The sequence below is a fragment of the Streptomyces marinisediminis genome (genome assembly GCF_026262575.1).
Lineage (GTDB): Bacteria > Actinomycetota > Actinomycetes > Streptomycetales > Streptomycetaceae > Streptomyces > Streptomyces marinisediminis.
Map to the genome: position 1 here is coordinate 187,004 of NZ_JAPKFL010000002.1, position 17,754 is coordinate 204,757.

The window sequence follows — 17,754 nt, forward strand, 5'->3', positions numbered from 1 at the left end:
TCGGTATCAACTGATCAGTTGCGTTACGGCGACGTGAGCGAGCACACCAGCGATGACGCCCAGCGCAAGTGCCGTGTGATGTCGTCGCTCAAAAGAGCTAAGTGGCCCCGTTTCAGGCGTTGGCGTACGGAAATCACTTTCCCCGACCGCGTGGGTTGACGTACGTACCGCCGCCCTGACACCACCCTCGCCGGGCCTCCGCATGGTGCGCACGAGAAGAAAAATACACAATACCAAAAAGACAGCACCCAGGAAAGCATTGATCGCAACGAACACCACCCGCTGTCCGACCAGTGCGGCGTATCCCGTGACTCCCGCACCCCATGCTGAACAGTAAGGCGCAATGAAAGACTGCAAAGGTAGTCGAATATCATTCTCGACAACAACCTTGGCGCAAAGAATAATACCCGGAATCGCCAGCGCCAACCCACCCACCAGGCCAACTGCCCCTCTTGCCAGTCCCACGAGCTGCTCTTCACGAGCAGCAGCACTGACTTCACAACGCCAGCCGTAGCACTCCTCGCCTGGAAACCCCAGCAGAATACTTGCGACCCCAAGGCAGACCAGTTCAAAACCAGCAACAAGGGCGAACGCAGCAAAGCTGTGCATTCTTCGCATCTCACACCTTCGGGTACCGATCAGCCTCAAGCCAGGGCGTTAGGCAGCACGAGAGCGGCACGACAGGTGACCACGAAGCTCCCGCGCTGCGAGCAGGGAGCGTGGTTACACTACCGCGACGGTCATACATTCCGCCCTCGTAGTCGCCCGTTGAGGAGATGAGTGAGAACGCTCAATCTCCTCACGTGCTCAAATTCGACCGGGCCATCGCGGACCATCTTTATAGCTCACCACGCGACAATGCTATGGAGAGAGCCAGCGGGGTGCCGTATCGGGACCGGCGACGCGGCACTACTCGACGCCGGTCGGGCCTTGACACGCGGGGGCTCAGGAGATGCGGGGATGATTCGGAGCCGCATGGCCGCTGGGGTGCGGACGGCTCGGGGCAGGGGGCTCGCTTTCGGCGCGGTGGCCTGGCCGCCCGGCCGCGTCAGCGAGAGGGTGCGGGACGCGGGCCGGGCGGCCGGGCGGGGTGGGGCGGTGCGCGGCGGGGGTGGAGGGAGGTGGCGGGGTGTGGTCAGTCGCGCCAGGTGTCGGTCAGCGGGACCCGGCCGTTCTCGGGGACGGTGAGGGTGCGGTTCGGGCCGCTCTCCCAGGTGACGGCGCCGCCGTCGTCCACGCGCAGGTACTTGTACCGGCACGACGTACCGGCCGGGAGGTCCACGTCGAGCTTCCACACCGGGTAGGCGGCCGGGTCGAGCCGGGGCGCGGCGGCGGTGTTCCAGCCGCCGAGCGCCGCGCAGTCCCCGGTCACGTGGATGTTCTGGCCCCACCGGGTGGTGGCCTCGACGGCGAACGCGGCTCCGGTGCCGCCGGGTTGCGGGCCGGGTCCGCCGCCCCCGTCGCCGCAGGTGCGGGCGCCGGTGTGCAGGGCGAGCGCGGTGTGCGGGGGCAGGGTGGCGGTGAAGCGCCCGGAGCCGTCCACGGTGACGGGGGTGTCGCGCTGGACGTCGCAGTAGGTGCCCGGGGCGAGGGAGGTGGTGAAGGTGCGGGTGAGCGGCCCGGATTCGTGGTTGAGGGCGACGTAGGCGGCGGAGCCCCGCCCGAAGGCGATGGCGTCGTCGCCGTTGTCCCACCAGTCGGTGACGCCCTGTCCGTGGGCGGCGTTGCGGAACCCGACCATCGCGGCGATCTCCGGCCAGGCGTGCTGGCACTCCCAGCCGTCCTGGTGGCAGGCGCGCACGGTGCCGCCGCCGGGTGGCCCGGCGTCCTTGTCGCTGAACCCGTACCCGGAGTGCACGTCGGGCGAGCCGTAGGGCCAGGCCAGCATGAACACGTGCGCGAGGGTGTAGGCGGCGCCGTCGCGGTAGGTGAGGGTGTCGCCGACGCGCTCGGTGTCGTGGTTGGTGACGAAGGTGGCCGCCTGCCCGCTGGGCAGGTAGCCCCAGTCCTCGCCGAAGTTCTCCAGGTGGGCCAGGCGCTCGTGCTGGAACATCCGCTTGAGGTCGCGCGCGTAGCGGAACTCCTGGACGTCCCCGGTGCCCCGGTACTCGTCCGGGGAGACGGCCTCGCCGGCGCCGTGGATGGCCTCCTGCTTCCAGTAGACGCCCGGGTCGCTGAGCTTGGCCTTGATCGCCGCGAGGTCGTGCGCGGGTATGTGCTTGACCGCGTCCACCCGGAAGCCGTCGACGCCCAGGGAGAGCAGGTCGTTGAGGTAGTCGGCGATGCGTTGGCGTACGTGCTCGGAGCCGGTCCTGAGATCGGAGAGGCCCACCAGCTCGCAGTTCTGCACCTGGTGGCGGTCGCGGTAGTCGATCGCGTCGTCGCGGCAGTCGTTGAAGTCGCCGTCGCGGTAACCGGCCGCCGGGTAGTCGTACTTGGTGTAGGGCGAGCCGCCGGTGCCGGTCCCGGAACCGGCGCTCATGTGGTTGACGACGGCGTCCGCGACGACCTTGACGCCCGCGCCGTTGCAGGCGTCCACCATGGCGCGGAAGTCGGCGCGGTCACCGAGGCGGCCGGCGACGCGGTAGCTGACGGGCTGGTACGCCGTCCACCACTGCTCGCCCCGGATGTGCTCCTGGGGCGGTGACACCTGGACGTAGCCGTACCCGGCCGGGCCCAGGGTCTCCGTGCACGCCTCGGCCACGGAGTCGAACGCCCAGGAGAACATCACCGCGGTGACGTCCTTGACGCCGGGGGGAGCGGCCTGCGCCTGGGGTTGGGGGGCGAGTGCGCCGACGCCGCCCGCCACGAGGGCGAGCGCGGCGGCCGTGGTTCTGGGTGCCACGAGTCCTCCTGCCTGAGAGGGAAGAACCGATGCGGACAACCTCGCGGGGCAACGCGCCGCGCCCGGAAAGGCCGTGGGGGTCGGCTCCGAGGAGCCGCTGAAGCATACTGAAAGATTGTGGAAACTCTTCCGGCACGTGACCGTAAGCGGCCCGTGTCGACCGGTCAAGGCTGTGCGCACATACCGGAGAAGAGGGCGTCACCGCCCCGGCATCCCTGTTGCAAGAATTTGCAAGCTGCTAGGTTCGTGCCGCTCCCCGGCCCGAGTCGTCCCGGGGGCCCGCCGGGCCCCACGCGCCCGGGGCGCGGGCCGGCGCGCTCGTCAGGGCGCGCTCGTCAGGGCGGGGCACGGCTCCCGGGCGGCGCGGAACCCGGGGGCACGGCCTGCGGCCACCCGTCCGGAGCGGCCGGTGGCCCCGCTCGCAGCGGCCGGTGGCCCCGTCCGGAGCCGCGCTTGGCCCCGCCCGGAGCGGACGCGGGTCACCTGTCCGGGGACGCGGGTCACCTGTCCGGGGTGGCCTCCTGTGCGCGGTCCTCCTCCTCGCGTGGGTCCGGCCCCTGCCAGCGCGGCGTCTCCCGCGGGTCGTCGAAGGAGCGCGCGACGACGATGTCGGTCGAGGAGTGGGCCAGGATGGACAACACGATGGTGACGGCCACCAGGTGGAAGATGAGGTCGGCCTCCGCGATGCCCGAGTTCAGCACCAGCAGCCCGTAGACGACCGAGGCGAACCCCTTGGGTCCGAACCACATGGCGGCCAACTGCTCCCGCCGGGACAGCCGGGAGCGCACGAAGGACACCGCCAGCGCCACCGGTCGCACCGCGACCAGCGCCAGGACGGCGAACAGCCAGCCCTGCCAGGAGATGTCGCCCAGGAACTCCGGGGACATCAGGGCGCCGAAGACCAGCAGCGCGGCCAGCTTCAGCAGCTCCGCCGCCAGTTCGCCGAACTCCTCGAACGCCTTGCGCTGGCGCGGTCCGAAGGTCGCCACGGTCACGCCCGCGGCGAAGGCGGCCAGGAAGAGGTTGGCGTGCGTGGCCTGCGCGAGTCCCAGCACGACCAGGCCGATCGCCAGCCCGTTGAGCGGCGCGTACGCGGTGGAGGCGGAGAAGAACCGGGACTGCTCCAGCTTGACGGCCAGCCACGGCACCGCGACGCCGATCAGCACGCCCAGCCCCAACTCCAGCGCGAGCTCGTCCAGGTGCAGGTCGCCCGAGCCCTGGGAGACGGCGAGGAAGATGATGACGAACGGCAGCACCAGGCCGTCGTTGACGCCGGACTCCACGTTCAGCAGGTGCCGCAGCCGCGCCGGCACCCGGTCGTTGCCGACGAGCGCGGCGGCGAACACCGGGTCGGTCGGCGCCAGTACCGCACCGATGAGCAGCGACTCCGGCCAGGGCAGTCCCACCACGAAGTGCGCGAGCAGGGCGGTCAGGCCCAGCGTCAGCGGCATCCCCCAGCCCAGCGCGCGCCCCGGGAGCCGCCAGGCCGAGCGCAGGTCGCCCCAGCCCACCCGCATGCCGTCGGTGAAGAGCACGGCGAACAGCGCCAGCTCGGCGAGCGTCGAGACGAGCGGCGACTCGGGCGTGAGGTCCAGCACCTCACCGACCCCGGGCCCCAGCAGGAACCCGGCCACCAGGAACAGCGCGGCGGTCGACAGGATCGTGCGGTGCGCCAGGCCGGACACCAGCACGGCGATCAGCAGCACCACGGCGAACGCCAGCAGCACGGACGTCACTCCCTACCCTCTCCTCGCGGAGCCCGCACCCGCGGCGCCCGTGTCGCAGCGTAATCATGTCATGGTCATGAGCACCGGACCTGCCCGGCGACGCGCCGTGGCGGAGCCCCGGCCTCAGCGGGACGGCGCGCCCGGCGGAGGCGCGGCGCCCGGCGGAGGCGCGGCGCCCGGCGGAGGCGCGGGGTCGGGCCGGTGCGCGGCGTCCGGCGGAGTGGCGGCCGGCCACGGGCGGTACGGCAGGTGCAGCAGGACGAGCACCAGGGCGGCGACGGTGAAGTAGCGGGTCGCCGCGCCCAGCCCGTTCCAGTCCTGCGACTGCCACATGGCGAACCACTCGCCGCCGATGGCCAGAAAGCCGACGCCGAACAGGAGCAGCACCATCAGCAGCCCGAGCGTGCTGGTGCGCCGCGCCCGCTCGTACCGCGCGGCCGGGTCGGCGGCCGGGCGCACGAGCGCGACCGCCCACCGGGCCGTGCCGAGCAGCAGGACGAGCGCGGTGACCGTCTCCCAGCCGACGATGGCGACGTACGCGGCGTCCTGGAGCGCCCGGGACTCCACCGCGCGCCACATCAGGTCCGGGTCACGGAAGGTGGTGTCCATGGCCAGCACGTGCCGCACGAACTGCTGGTTGGTGCCGAAGTCCGTGATGTTGCCGAAGGCGATCAGCGCCATGAGCAGCGCGACCGTCCCCGTCAGCGCGGCGGCGACCACCGGCGGCGTCCCGAGCCGCGGCCGGGACGTTCCGCCTCGCCCCGGCCCCGCCCCCGCGTGCTCCCTCACGCCACCCCCCGGTGGGCCGCGTCGGCGACGGCACCGGACCCGGCCACCGGCGCGCACGTCCCCGCGGGAGCGTGCGGTGCCTTGCCGCCCCGCGCGGGAGCGACGCCGGAGGGTTGCGCACCGGCCTCCCGGCGGCTTCCGGCGCCGCTGGCGCCGTAGCTGTGGTAGCTGTGGTAGCTGTCGTAGCCGCTCTCGCGCCGGGTGACCGACACCCGGCCTGCGACGTGCCTGCGCACCGTTACCTCTTCCGCCGGGGGCCGACCAGGTCGGCCGCGTCCTCGTGGGGCAGTGCAGCGGCCCTCGGCCGAGCATAGACGCGCGGGTCCGGGGAGATGCCGACCGCGCCCAGGCCGACACGGGGCGGAGCCGGGCGCGGCCGGCCCCCGCCGGCCGGGGCTCCGCGGCTTCGGGGACCTCGCCCGCGCCCCGGCGGCGGCCGGCCCGGGGCCACCGCACGGCTCAGATCCCGGTCAGCGCTCCCGGCCGCGGCCTGAGGTAGACCGCCCAGGTCACGGCGCAGCACACGGCGTACACCGCCAGGAAGGCCCCGTACGCGGCCTCGCCGCTCCCACCGGCCAGGAAGGACTGGCGGAAGGCCACGTTCACCAGCACCCCGCCGAACGCCCCGATCGCTCCGGCCAGTCCGATCAGCGCCGACGTCCGGCGGCGCGCGTCCCGCTCGGCGGTCCGCGCCCGCGCTCCGGCCCGCACCGCGGCCCGCGCCCTGGCCCGGAAGATCGCCGGGATCATCGTGTAGGCGGAGCCGTTGCCGAGCCCGCTGAGGACGAACAGGGCCACGAAGCCGACCAGGAACATCGGCAGCGACGCGTGGCGCGAGGCGACCAGGACCACGGCCGTGCCCGCCGCCATCGCGGCGAACGTCCACAGCGTGACCCGGGCGCCGCCCCAGCGGTCCGCCAGCCTCCCGCCCCACGGCCGCACGACGGACCCGAGCAGCGGGCCGAGGAAGGTCAGGTACGCGGCCTTCACCGGGGTGTCGAACTGCTCGTGGAACTGCACCTGGAGCACCTGCCCGAAGGCGAAGCAGAACCCGATGAACGAACCGAAGGTGCCGACGTAGAGCAGCGACACGACCCAACTGTGCGGCTCCGCGACCACCTCCCGCAGCGTGCCCCGGGCGTTCCCCGGCGCGGGGAGGTCGTCCATGCCCAGGGCCGCGCCCAGGGCCGCCAGCACGATCAGCGGGAGGTACACGAGCGCGACCAGTCGCGGGTGCGCGGCGCCCGCCGTGGCCAGCACCAGCAGACCCACCGCCTGCACGGCCGGGACGCCCAGGTTGCCGCCGCCCGCGTTGACGCCCAGGGCCCAGCCCTTGAGGCGCTCCGGGTAGAACGCGTTGACGTTCGCCATCGACGAGGCGAAGTTGCCGCCGCCGACGCCGGCCAGGCAGGCCACGGCCAGCAGGGTCCCGTAGGAGACGCCGGGCCGGAGCACGACCCCGGCCAGGACCGACGGCACCAGCAGGAGCAGGGCGCTGACGACCGTCCAGGTGCGGCCGCCGAACCTCGCCACCGCGAAGGCGTAGGGCAGCCGCAGGGCCGCCCCGAGCGCCGTCGGCAGCGCGGTGAGCGTGAACTTCCCCGCCGCGTCGATCCCGTACTCGGGCCCCAGGAAGAGCACGAGCACCGACCACAGGCTCCACACCGAGAAGCCGATGTGCTCGCAGAAGACCGAGAGGGCCAGGTTCCGCCGCGCGATCCGCGCACCGGTCGCGCGCCAGAACTCCTCGTCTTCCGGGCGCCAGTCCGCGATGACCCGGGACCGGCGGGCGCCCGCCGGCCCCCGTGGTGCCGCGGCGTCCTTCGACGCCTCCTCGGCCGCGCTCTGTGGTCCGACGGCAGTGCTCATCAGCTTTCACCCGCTCGTTCGTCCGTTGGGGGAAGGGGGAAGGAGGGAAGGGGGGAGGTCGTGCCGGTGACGGGGGGGCGGCGCGCTCAAGGCGGGCGCCGGCGCGGGGCCCGGCCGTGCTACGGCTCGCGCACGCCGCCTCCGGCGGGCGGTGCCGCCGCCCCGGCTCCGCCGCGCAGGGGCCAGACCCGCAGCACCGCCGGGGTGCCGTCGGGGGCGGTGTCCTCGTCCACGCAGCGGCCGTCGCGCAGGTCGAAGACGTGCTTGTACATCGGCGACGCCACCGTCGGGGCGCCGTCGCGGCTGCCCAGGATGCCCCGCGAGATCACGTGCGCGCCGCTGAAGGGGTCGCGGTTGTCGACCGCGTACACCGCCCCGGCGCGGTCGCGGAAGACCGCCACCTGGTCGCCGCTCGCGGTGAGCACGGCCACCCCGCGCCCCGGCGTCAGGTCCCGGTAGGCGCAGATTCGCGTCCAGTTCGCGCCGTCGAAGACCTCCACGTCACCGGTCATGCGGTACGCACCTCCAGACCGGGGCCGGCGACCAGCGCCGGGGTGCGGGCCAGCCCCCGCTCGCCGGGTCGGGCCGGGCGGATCTGACCCCGTTCCGGGACGAACGTGACGGCGGGGTCGGGCGTGCCGGGGGCGTTGACGAAGGACGCGAAGCGGCGCAGCCGCTCGGGGTCCTCCAGCACCGCGCGCCACTCGTCCCGGTAGCCGTCGACGTGGCGCTCCATCAGCGCGTCCAGCTCCGCGCAGATGCCGAGGGCGTCGTCCATCACGACCGCCCGCACGTGGTCCAGGCCGCCCTCGACGCGCTCCAGCCAGGCGGAGGTCCGCTCCAGCCGGTCCGCGGTGCGGATGTAGTACATCAGGAACCGGTCGATGGTCCGGATCAGGGTCTCCCGGTCCAGGTCGGCCGCGAGCAGGTCGGCGTGGCGCGGCGTGGTGCCGCCGTTGCCGCCGACGTAGAGGTTCCAGCCGGAGGAGGTGGCGATGATCCCGAAGTCCTTCCCCCGCGCCTCGGCGCACTCGCGCGCGCAGCCGGAGACGGCGGACTTCAGCTTGTGCGGCGAACGCAGCCCCCGGTAGCGCAGCTCCAGTTCGATCGCGAGGCCCACCGAGTCCTGCACGCCGTACCGGCACCACGTCTCGCCGACGCAGGACTTCACCGTGCGCAGCGACTTGCCGTAGGCGTGACCGGACTCGAAGCCGGCGTCCACCAGCCGCCGCCAGACCAGGGGCAACTGGTCGACGGCGACGCCCAGGAGGTCGATGCGCTGGCCACCGGTGATCTTCGTGTAGAGGCCGAAGTCACGGGCGATCTCCCCGATGGCGATCAGCCCGGCCGGGGTGATCTCACCGCCCGGCACGCGCGGCACCACCGAGTAGGATCCGTTGCGCTGGAGGTTGGCCAGGACGTGGTCGTTGGTGTCCTGCAGCGCCGCCCGCTCCCCGTCCAGGACGTGCCCGTCGTCGAGGCCGGCCAGGATCGAGGCGACGACGGGTTTGCAGACCTCGCACCCCTCGCCGGTGCCGTGCCCGTCGACCAGGGCGGAGAAGGACGTGATCCCGGTGATCCGCACGATCTCGTAGAGCTCCGCCCGGGTGTGCGCGAAGTGCTCGCACAGGCGCGTGTCGACGCCGGCGCCCCCGGCTTCCAGCTCCTCGGCGACGAGGGCGCCCAGGGCGGGGACGCAGCTTCCGCACCCCGTCCCCGCCCGGGTGCACTTCCTGACCTCGGGGACGGTCACGCAGCCCTGCTCGCGGACGGCCTCCCGGACGCGCCCCCGGCTCACGTTGTGGCAGGAGCAGACCACCGCGTCCTCGGGCGGCACGTCCGCTCCCGCGGAGCCGAGGGCGGCGGGCAGCACCAACTGCTCGGGGGGCGTCCGCAGCGGCTCGCCACCGGCCGCCAGCGGGCGCAGCCGGCCGTAGGACTCGGTGTCGCCGACGAGCACGCCGCCGAGCAGGCGGCCGTCCCCTCCGACGACCAGCTTCTTGTAGACACCGGAGCGGCTGTCGCTGTAGACGACGTCGAGGGCGCCCTCGGCCGCCCCGTGGGCGTCGCCGAAGCTGGCGACCTCGACGCCGAGCAGCTTGAGCTGGGTCGAGGTGTCCGCACCGGTGAAGACGTCCCGTTCGCCCGGCGTTCCCGCCAGCGCGCGGGCGGCGGTCTCCGCCATGGCGTACCCGGGGGCGACCAGGCCGTAGACCCGGCCGTCCGCGGCCCGCGCGCACTCCCCGATCGCGTAGACGCAGGGGTCGGAGGTGCGGCAGTGCTCGTCGACGGCGACGCCACCGCGCTCGCCGACCGCGAGGCCGCTGCCCCGGGCCAGCTCGTCGCGCGGGCGCACCCCCGCCGAGAAGACCACCAGATCGGTCCGCAGCTCCCGCCCGTCGGCGAGCACCATGCCGCTGACCCGCCCGTCCTCGCCGGTGAGGACGGCCTCGGTGGCGGCCCCCGTGTGCACGCGGACGCCCAGCTCCTCGACCTTGCGGCGCAGCAGCCGGCCGCCGCCCTCGTCGACCTGGAGGGCCATCAGCCGGGGCGCGAACTCCACGACGTGGGTCTCCAGGCCGAGCGCGGTGAGCGCGCCCGCCGCCTCCAGGCCGAGCAGTCCGCCGCCGACGACGGCGCCGGTCCGGGCCCGCCGGGCGTCGGCGCTGATCGCCTCCACGTCCTCAAGCGTCCGGTAGACGTGGCAGCCGGCCGCGTCGTGGCCGGGGACCGGCGGCACGAAGGGGGAGGAGCCCGTGGCGAGCACCAGCGCGTCGTAGGCCAGCACCCGGCCGGAGGCCGTGGTGACGGTCCGCGCGGCGCGGTCGATCGCCGCGGCCGGGTCTCCCAGGCGCAGGTCGATGCCGTGGTCTGCCAGGAAGCCCGGCGCGGCGAGCGCGAGTTCCTCGGCGCCGGTGCCGGCAAACCACGAGGTCAGGTGGACCCGGTCGTAGGCGGGGCGGGGCTCCTCGGCGAGCACGGTGATCCGCCAGGCGGCGGCCCCGGGCTGGTCGACCAGGGCTTCCAGGAAGCGCTGGCCGACCATGCCGTGGCCGACGAGGACGAGATCCCGCGCCCGGCGGGGCGGCGGAGGGAGCGTGGCGTGACGCGTCATCGGGCGGCTCCGTGGGAAGTGAGCAGGTGGACGGGCGGATCGAAGAGTGGTTCGTCGCGTTCGCGGGCGAGGGCGAGGTCGCCCGCGGTCGCCAGGTCGCCGAACAGGACCGCTCCCACCAGCCGCTCGCCGCGCAGCACGAGCTTCTTGTAGCTGCCCCGCGTGGCGTCGGCCAGCCGGAGCACCCGCAGCCGGGGGTCGGCGGCCACGTCCTCGGCGTCGAGGTGCACCTCGCCGAAGGCCGCGTACTCCAGCGGGCCCGCGGTGAGCCGGGCCAGCGGGCGCGAGCCCCGGTAGCGGGCGGTGGGGTCCGCGCCGGACAGCCGCGCGGCGAGCACGTCGGCCTGCTCCCACGCCGGTCCGGCCAGGCCGTACACCGTGCCCCGGTGTTCGGCGCAGTCCCCGATGGCGTGGACGCCGGGCGCGGAGGCGGCCAGCCGGTCGTCGACGACGACGCCGCCGCCGACGCGCAGCCCGGTGGCGTGGGCGAGCCCGGTACGCGGCCGGGCCCCGCAGGCCAGGACGACGAGGTCGGTGCTCAGGCGGTGGCCGTTCGCCAGCTCCACGGCGCGGCCGCTCCCGGCGTCCACGACGGCGCGGGCGCGGTTGCCCGGGTAGGACTCGACGCCCAGGCGCCGCAGTGCGCTCCGCAGCGCGGCCGAGGCGCCGGCGTCGAGGTGGCGCTCGGCCAGGTGCGGCCCCTGGTGGACGATCTCGACCGCGAGGCCGAGGGCGGCCAGGGCCCGTGCGGTGCTCACCCCGAGCACACCGCCGCCGACGACCACCGCACGCCGCGCGCGGCCGGCGTCCGCGGCGAGCAGCGCGCAGTCGTCCAGGGTGCGCACGGCGTGCACGCCGCCGCGCAGGCCGCCGGCGGGGTCCCGCACGCCGCGCACCGGGGGCAGGACCGGGTTGGCGCCGGTCGCGAGGACGAGCTCGTCCCAGCCCTCGGCGCCTCCGTCGGCGAGCGTCAGCGTCCGCGCGGTGAGGTCCACGGCCACGACCTCCGACCCCGCCCGCACCTCGGCGCCGCCGGTCGGCAGGGCCATCGCCTCCCGGGCGTAACGCCCGGTCAGCACGTCGGCCAGGAGCACGCGGTTGTAGGGGGGCCGGGTCTCGGCGCCGAAGAGGGTGACCCGGGCGGTGCCGCCCCGGGCGTGGTAGCGCTCGGCGAAACGGGCCGCGGCCATGCCGGCTCCGACGACGGCGATCCGGTGCGCGCTCACGTCGTGCCCTCCTCGCCGGGCCGGGCCCGCTCCACGCGCACCGCGCAGACCTTGAACTCGGGCATCTTCGACGTGGGGTCGAGAGCGGGGTGGGTGAGGGTGTTGGCCCGGCCCGCGCCCGGCCAGTGGAAGGGCATGAACACCGTGTCCGGTCTGATCGCGTCCGTGATCCGGGCCGGCGCGACGGCACGGCCCCGCCGGGAGACCACGGCCAGCGGCTGCCCCTCCCGCACCGCCAGCTTCCGCGCGAGCAGCGGGTGCAGCTCCACGAACGGCCCCGGCGCGGCGGCGTTGAGCGCCTCCACGCGCCGGGTCTGCGCTCCGCTCTGGTACTGCGCCAGCACCCGCCCGGTGGTCAGGTGGAGGGGGTAGGCCGCGTCGGGTTCCTCCGCCGCGGGGCGGTGGGTGACCGGCACGAAGCGGGCCCGGCCGTCCGGGGTGGCGAAGGCGTCGAGGAAGAGCCGCGGGGTGCCCGGGTGGTCCTCGTCCGGGCAGGGCCAGAAGACGCCGTCCGCGGCGCGGATGCGCGCGTAGGTGATGCCCGCGTAGTCCGCCTGTCCGCCGGCCGAGGCGCGGCGCAGTTCCCCGAAGACGGCCTCCGCGTCGTCGGGGAAACCGCTGCGGACGCCCAGCCGCCGGGCCAGTTCGCCCAGGAGCCACAGGTCGTCCCGCACCCCCTCGGGCGGGTCCACGGCGCGCCGGCGCAGGATCACCCGGCCTTCGAGTGTGGTCATCGTCCCCGTCTCCTCGGCCCACTGGGCGGCGGGCAGGACGACGTCGGCCAGCCGTGCGGTCTCGGAGAGCACCAGATCGCTGACGACGAGCAGGTCCAGGGAGCGCAGCCGACGCGTCACGTGCGCCGCCCGCGGGGCGGAGACGACGGGGTTGGAGCCCATCACCAGCAGCCCCCGCGCGCCGCCGGGGGTGCCGAGGCCGTCCAGCAGTTCGTAGGCCGAACGGCCCGCGCCGGGGAGGGACTCGGGGGTGACGCCCCAGATCCGGGCGACGTGCTCGCGTGCCCGCGGGTCCTCGATCGAGCGGTAGCCGGGGAGCTGGTCCGCCTTCTGGCCGTGCTCCCGTCCGCCTTGCCCGTTGCCCTGCCCGGTCAGGCACCCGTAGCCGGAGTGGAGCCGCCCGGCCTTGCCCGACGCCAGGCAGAGGTTGATCCACGCGCTGACGGTGTCGGTGCCCTTGCTCTGCTGCTCGGGGCCCCGCGCGGTGAGCACCATGCCGGTCGCGGCCCGGCCGAAGCGGTGCGCCGCCTCCCGCAGCCGGGACGCCGCGACACCGGTGAGGCGCTCGACGCGCTCGGGCCACTGGGCCATCGCGGCGGCCCGCGCCTGCGCGAAGCCGCTGGTCCGCGCCTCGACGAAGGCGGTGTCGACCATGCCGTCGGCGATGAGCACGTGCAGCAGGCCGAGGGCGAGCGCCAGGTCGCCGCCGGGCAGCGGCTGGAGGTGGAGGTCGGCCAGCTCGGCGGTCCGGGTGCGGCGCGGATCGACCACGATCAGCGTGCCCCCGTTCTCCCGCAGCTCGCGGAAGTAGCGCAGGGCCGGCGGCATCGTCTCCGCCGGGTTGCCGCCGACGAGGATCAGGCACTCGGTCCGCGGGATGTCCTCCAGGGGGAAGGGCAGCCCCCGGTCCAGGCCGAAGGCGAGCCTGTTCCCGGCCGCCGCCGAGGACATGCAGAAGCGGCCGTTGTAGTCGATGTTGGCGGTGCGCAGCACGACACGGGCGAACTTGCCCAGCAGGTAGGCTTTCTCGTTGGTCAGCCCACCGCCGCCGAAGACGCCGACGGCGTCGGGGCCGTGGGTCTGGCGGAGGGCGGCGAAGCCGCGGGCGACCCGGTCCAGCGCCTCGTCCCAGCCGGCGGGCCGCAGGGCGCCCCCCTCACGCACCAGCGGAGCCGTCAGCCGGCCGGCTCGCCCGAGCAGCGCGGCGGCGGACTGGCCCTTCCCGCAGAGCGCCCCCCGGTTGACGGGGAAGCCGGGCCGTGCCACGACCTGCGGATGTGCGCCGTCGGTGGCCAGGCGCATACCGCACTGCAACGAGCAGTACGGGCAGTGCGTATCGGTCGCGGTCGTCATGGCCACGACCCTGGCGCCGGGGCGTTGCGCCGCGTTGTCGCCCGTGTTGCGCCCGCGGTACGGGTCCCTCACCCGGCGCGGGAGGCCGCGTGCGGTGGGGGAAACACGCCGTAACACCGCGCTGCGGTGGTCTCACGCGCCGGTGACACCGGGGCAACACGACCGTCATCGCGCGCATCGACCCTGCCTTCATGGGTACCCCAGCCAGCTCCGTCCCGTCCGCGCCGCCGGGCCCGCTGACCGGCTTCACCGTCGGCGTCACCGCGGCGCGCCGCCGCGAGGAACTCGTCGCGATGCTGACCCGGCGCGGGGCCCGCGTCGTCCAGGCACCGGCTCTGCGCATCATCCCGCTCCAGGACGACGCCGCCCTGCGCCACGCCACCGAGGCGTGCCTGGCCGCGCCCCTGGACTACGTCGTGGCGACCACCGGCGTCGGCTGGCGCGGGTGGATGAGCGCGGCCGACGGCTGGGGGCGCGGCGGGGCACTCGTCGCCGCCTGCCAGGGCGCCGCCGTCCTGACCCGGGGGCCGAAGGCGACCGGCGCGGTCCGCGCCAGCGGGCTGACCGAGACCCACTCCCCGGGCAGCGAGGCCACCGACGAACTCCTGGCCTGGCTGCTGAGCCGGCCGCTGGCCGGCCGCCGCGTCGCGGTCCAGGAGCACGGCCTGCCGCTCACGGCGTTCGTCGCGGCCCTGCGGGAGCGGGGCGCGGAGGTGGTCCCGGTCCCCGTCTACCGGTGGGCGCCGCCGGAGGACCCCGGGGCGTTCCGGCGCCTGGTCGAGCGGACCCTGCGCCGCGAGGTCGACGCCCTGGCCTTCACCAGCGCGCCCGCGGTCACCGCCTTCCTGGAGACGGCGGCGGCCGGGGGGCGGTACCGGCACGCCCTGGAGGCGCTGTCCGGCGACGTGCTGGCGGCCTGTGTCGGACCCGTGTGCGCACGGCCCCTGCTGGACGCCGGGCTGCCCGTCGTGTGGCCCGAGCGCGGTCGGCTGGGCGCGCTGGTCCGCGTCCTGACCCAGACGCTGCCCCCGCGTGGCCGCCGGGAACTCCGTCTCGCCGGCCGTGTCCTGATCCTCCAGGGCAGCGCGCTCCTGGCCGACGGGGAGAGCCGCTGGCTCTCCTCCCGGGGCGCGGCGCTGCTGCGCGCGCTGGCCGAGCGGCCCGGCCGGGTGCGCTCCCGCCCGGACCTGCTGCGCCGGGTCTGGGCGGACACGGACGCGGACGAGCACGCCGTCGAAGCCGCGGTCGCCCGGCTGCGCGCCGCGCTCGGGCCCCACGGCCGCCTGATCGAGACCGTGCCCAAGCGCGGCTACCGCCTGGCGGCGTCGTGACGGCCCCGGCCGGGGCGCCCGCCGCGCCGCCGTCCCTCCTCGCCGTCGCACACGGCACGCGTGACGCCCGCGGGGCCGCGGTGACCGAGGCGCTGCTCGCGCGGGTCCGCGCGCTCCGCCCCAAGCTGCGCGTGGAGCGGTGCTTCCTCGACCTGGCCGCTCCGTCCCTGCCGGACGCGCTGGCCCGGCTCAGCGGGGACGTGGTGCTCGTGCCGCTGCTCCTGGGCACCGGCTACCACCTGCGCACCGACATCCCCGACGCCCTCGCCGACGCGCCGCACGTGCGCGCCCGGGTCGCCCGCGCCCTCGGCCCGCACCCGCTGCTGGCCGACGTCCTCACCGACCGCCTCCACGGCGCCGGGTGGCGCGGCGGCCATCCGGTGGTCCTGGCGGCGGCGGGCTCCACCGACGCCGGTGCCAACGCGGACACCGCCGCCATGGCCGCCCTGCTGCGCGCCCGCCTCCCCGGCACGCCCGACGTCGTCCCCGCCTACCTGTGCGCCGCCCGGCCCACCCCCGCCGAGGCCGTCGCCGCCCTGCGCGCCCGGGGCCATCCGCGGGTCGCCGTCGCCGCGTACCTCCTGGGCCCCGGGTTCTTCGCCCGCCGCACCGCGCGCTGCGGTGCCGCGCTCGTCTCCGCCCCGCTCGGGGCGCACGACGTGCTCGCCCGCCTCGTCGCCCTCCGCTACGACGAGGCCGCCGAGGCGTTCGGCCCGCCCCGCCCGGCGGGGAGCGACCGCCGACGCGGCCGCTCCCCGACCGCCCCCCGCACACGGCCGCGCACGACGGCGGCGCGGGTGCGGGAGCGGGGCGGGTGACGCTGTTCCGCCGGGGCGGTGGCCGTGCCATGGTGGGCCGCGTCCATTGGTCTGTACCTGACGGGAGGAGCGGACGATGCGCGGGACCACTGTCTTACCGGGGACGGCCTGCGACGCGGCGGGCGGGGACGGCGCGCTGCCCATGCACCGGCTGGCGGTGCCGATGCCCAACGTCCTGCCCTTCGCGATCGGCACGTTCGACACCATCGGCCCGCTGTCCCGGGCGGCCTTCCCGCACCGGCACACCTTCTACGAGATCCTGCACGTGACCGGCGGCACCGGGCACCACGTCATCGACGTCGCCCGGTGGCCGCTGCGGCCACCGCACCTGGGCGTCATCGCCCCCGGCCAGGTGCACCACTGGGAGGACGCGGCGGGTCTTGAGGGCACCGTCGTGCTGTTCACCGAGGACTTCCTGCTGGACCACCCCGGAGACCGGGAGGTGCTGCGGCGGCTGGCCGAGCGCCCGTGGGTGGACCTGGACGCGCGCGCCGACACCGACCTGCGGCGCGTGCTGGCCGAGCTGGACGAGGAGTACCGGCGCGGCGCCGAGGGGTTCGCCAGCGTGCTGGCGGCGCTGCTGCACGTGCTGGTGGTGCGCGCCGCGCGGGTGACGGCGCCGCCGCCCGGCCCGGGCGCGGGCCGGCCGCGCACGCTGGCGGAGGGGTTCACCGCGCTGCTCACGCGCGTCGACCCGGCGCTGTGGTCGGTGCGCCGCTGCGCGGACGAGCTGGGGGTGAGCACCGGGTACCTGGCCGAAGCCGTCAAGACGGCGACGGGGCGGACGCCGGGGCAGCTCGTGCGGGCGGCGCGGGTGCACGAGGCGAAGCGGCTGCTGGTGCGCACGGAGCTGACGGTGCGCCAGGTGGCCGCCCGGGTCGGGGTGGCCGACCCGGCGTACTTCTGCCGCTTCTTCCGCCGGGAGACGGGCCTGAGCCCGGGCGACTTCCGGCGCGGCGGCGATATTCACCACGACCACCGCGTCGAGTCCATCGCCCGCCCCGAGCCGTCTGCGTAGCGTCTTCGCCGTCACCCCAGCACCCCCCACGAGGAGCAGCCATGGACGGCGAGACACCCAGCGGCCCGAGCGGCACCGCCCACCCCAGCCGCAAGACGGTGCTCCGTGCGGCGCTCGCGGCCGGTGTGGCCGCGCCGGCCCTGCTGACCGGGGCCCCCGCGCTGGCCCGCGGCCTGGGCTCCAGCGGCCAGACCCTGGAGCCCACCCCGATGTGCGACGACGGCGACGACCCGACGCCGCCGCAGATGGAGGGCCCCTACTTCAAGCCCAACTCCCCGCGCCGGACCAACCTGGTGCAGCCGGGCACCCCCGGCACGCCGCTGACCGTCACCGGGTACGTGTTCGGGCTGGGCTGCCAGGCGCTCGACCGCGTGCTGCTGGACTTCTGGCAGGCCGACGCCAACGGGGCCTACGACAACGTCGGGTACCGGTTCCGCGGCCACCAGTTCACCGGGGCGGACGGCGCGTTCACCCTCACCACGATCGTGCCGGGGCTGTACCCGGGCCGCACCCGGCACCTGCACGTCAAGCTCCAGGCCCCGAACCGGCCGGTGCTGACCACGCAGCTCTACTTCCCCGGGGAGCCGCGCAACGGCACGGACTCGCTGTACGACCCGCGGCTGCTGATGACCGTGCGCAACGCGGGCGGCGGCCGGGAGGCGTCCTTCGACTTCGTGCTGAACGTGCCCGACGACGGCGGGCCGGGGCCCGAGCCGACGCCGCCCGGCGGCACGTGGGCGGTGGGCACCGCCTACCGGCCCGGGGACAAGGTGACCTACGGCGGCCGCGGCTACGTCTGCCGCCAGGGCCACACCGCCCAGCCGGGCTGGGAGCCGCCGAACGCCCCGGCGCTGTGGCAGGCCGGCTAGGGCGGGACCCGTACGCGCCGCGCGGGCCGCGGTGGGCGGCGTGGGGAACTCACCCCGCGG

General features: G+C 75.2%; 14 protein-coding genes. 4 read left to right on the forward strand and 10 right to left on the reverse strand.

Translation table 11 applies throughout. The annotated features are described in order from the left end of the window. Positions 1–6 precede the first annotated feature (6 nt). The 10 genes from OSB71_RS02495 to OSB71_RS02540 all read right to left on the reverse strand — a co-directional run bounded on the left by OSB71_RS02495 (position 7) and on the right by OSB71_RS02540 (position 13,658). Positions 7–618 (reverse strand): hypothetical protein, encoded by a 612-nt coding sequence (locus OSB71_RS02495; RefSeq protein WP_265943640.1) that lies wholly within the window; start codon positions 616–618, stop codon positions 7–9. A 517-nt stretch (positions 619–1,135) separates the two neighbouring features. After that, the gene (locus OSB71_RS02500; protein ID WP_265943642.1) at positions 1,136–2,845 is read right to left on the reverse strand and encodes a carbohydrate-binding module family 20 domain-containing protein; all 1,710 of its coding nucleotides are present in this window, start codon (positions 2,843–2,845) and stop codon (positions 1,136–1,138) included. Between the two features lie 500 nt (positions 2,846–3,345). Continuing rightward, on the reverse strand, positions 3,346–4,581 hold the full coding sequence (locus tag OSB71_RS02505) for a cation:proton antiporter (RefSeq protein ID WP_265943644.1): 1,236 nt from the start codon (positions 4,579–4,581) through the stop codon (positions 3,346–3,348). A 114-nt stretch (positions 4,582–4,695) separates the two neighbouring features. Beyond that, positions 4,696–5,292: a DUF2165 domain-containing protein gene (locus tag OSB71_RS02510; protein ID WP_265943647.1), complete on the reverse strand. Its 597-nt coding sequence runs from the start codon at positions 5,290–5,292 to the stop codon at positions 4,696–4,698. Between the two features lie 65 nt (positions 5,293–5,357). Continuing rightward, positions 5,358–5,597, reverse strand: coding sequence for a hypothetical protein (locus OSB71_RS02515; RefSeq protein ID WP_265943649.1), 240 nt, complete (start codon positions 5,595–5,597; stop codon positions 5,358–5,360). A 223-nt stretch (positions 5,598–5,820) separates the two neighbouring features. Beyond that, entirely contained in the window at positions 5,821–7,230 is a 1,410-nt protein-coding gene (locus OSB71_RS02520; protein ID WP_265943651.1) for a nitrate/nitrite transporter, read from the reverse strand. A gap of 119 nt (positions 7,231–7,349) precedes the next feature. After that, complete coding sequence (gene nirD / locus OSB71_RS02525; protein ID WP_265943653.1) at positions 7,350–7,742, reverse strand: nitrite reductase small subunit NirD; 393 nt, start codon at positions 7,740–7,742, stop codon at positions 7,350–7,352. After that, positions 7,739–10,345, reverse strand: a complete 2,607-nt coding sequence (gene nirB / locus OSB71_RS02530; RefSeq protein ID WP_265943655.1) for a nitrite reductase large subunit NirB — start codon at positions 10,343–10,345, stop codon at positions 7,739–7,741. The genes nirD and nirB overlap by 4 nt, the downstream gene beginning before the upstream one ends. Next, a complete protein-coding gene (locus tag OSB71_RS02535; protein ID WP_265943657.1) occupies positions 10,342–11,571 on the reverse strand; it encodes an NAD(P)/FAD-dependent oxidoreductase in 1,230 nt (409 codons plus the stop codon). The genes nirB and OSB71_RS02535 overlap by 4 nt, the downstream gene beginning before the upstream one ends. Continuing rightward, a complete protein-coding gene (locus OSB71_RS02540; protein ID WP_265943659.1) occupies positions 11,568–13,658 on the reverse strand; it encodes a molybdopterin oxidoreductase family protein in 2,091 nt (696 codons plus the stop codon). The genes OSB71_RS02535 and OSB71_RS02540 overlap by 4 nt, the downstream gene beginning before the upstream one ends. Before the next feature lie 191 nt (positions 13,659–13,849). On the opposite strand from OSB71_RS02540, the gene OSB71_RS02545 reads away from it, so the two are divergent. From OSB71_RS02545 to OSB71_RS02560, 4 genes are all read left to right on the forward strand, one after another. After that, positions 13,850–14,989 carry a uroporphyrinogen-III synthase gene (locus OSB71_RS02545; RefSeq protein WP_265943661.1) on the forward strand — a complete coding sequence of 380 codons (1,140 nt, stop codon included), beginning with the start codon at positions 13,850–13,852 and terminating at the stop codon, positions 14,987–14,989. Then, the gene (locus OSB71_RS02550; protein ID WP_265943663.1) at positions 14,986–15,807 is read left to right on the forward strand and encodes a sirohydrochlorin chelatase; all 822 of its coding nucleotides are present in this window, start codon (positions 14,986–14,988) and stop codon (positions 15,805–15,807) included. The genes OSB71_RS02545 and OSB71_RS02550 overlap by 4 nt, the downstream gene beginning before the upstream one ends. A gap of 76 nt (positions 15,808–15,883) precedes the next feature. Continuing rightward, the gene (locus OSB71_RS02555; RefSeq protein WP_265943665.1) at positions 15,884–16,825 is read left to right on the forward strand and encodes a helix-turn-helix transcriptional regulator; all 942 of its coding nucleotides are present in this window, start codon (positions 15,884–15,886) and stop codon (positions 16,823–16,825) included. A gap of 41 nt (positions 16,826–16,866) precedes the next feature. Further along, positions 16,867–17,694: a dioxygenase family protein gene (locus OSB71_RS02560; protein ID WP_265943667.1), complete on the forward strand. Its 828-nt coding sequence runs from the start codon at positions 16,867–16,869 to the stop codon at positions 17,692–17,694. The last annotated feature ends 60 nt before the right edge of the window (positions 17,695–17,754 follow it).

What these genes read in the sequence shown, in the direction of transcription:
- OSB71_RS02495 (WP_265943640.1), bottom strand. Translation starts at nt 618, where the DNA reads ATGCGAAGAATGCACAGCTTTGCTGCGTTCGCCCTTGTTGCTGGTTTT.
- OSB71_RS02520 (WP_265943651.1), bottom strand. Translation starts at nt 7,230, where the DNA reads ATGAGCACTGCCGTCGGACCACAGAGCGCGGCCGAGGAGGCGTCGAAG.
- nirD (WP_265943653.1), bottom strand. Translation starts at nt 7,742, where the DNA reads ATGACCGGTGACGTGGAGGTCTTCGACGGCGCGAACTGGACGCGAATC.
- nirB (WP_265943655.1), bottom strand. Translation starts at nt 10,345, where the DNA reads ATGACGCGTCACGCCACGCTCCCTCCGCCGCCCCGCCGGGCGCGGGAT.
- OSB71_RS02540 (WP_265943659.1), bottom strand. Translation starts at nt 13,658, where the DNA reads ATGACGACCGCGACCGATACGCACTGCCCGTACTGCTCGTTGCAGTGC.
- OSB71_RS02545 (WP_265943661.1), top strand. Translation starts at nt 13,850, where the DNA reads ATGGGTACCCCAGCCAGCTCCGTCCCGTCCGCGCCGCCGGGCCCGCTG.
- OSB71_RS02555 (WP_265943665.1), top strand. Translation starts at nt 15,884, where the DNA reads ATGCGCGGGACCACTGTCTTACCGGGGACGGCCTGCGACGCGGCGGGC.
- OSB71_RS02560 (WP_265943667.1), top strand. Translation starts at nt 16,867, where the DNA reads ATGGACGGCGAGACACCCAGCGGCCCGAGCGGCACCGCCCACCCCAGC.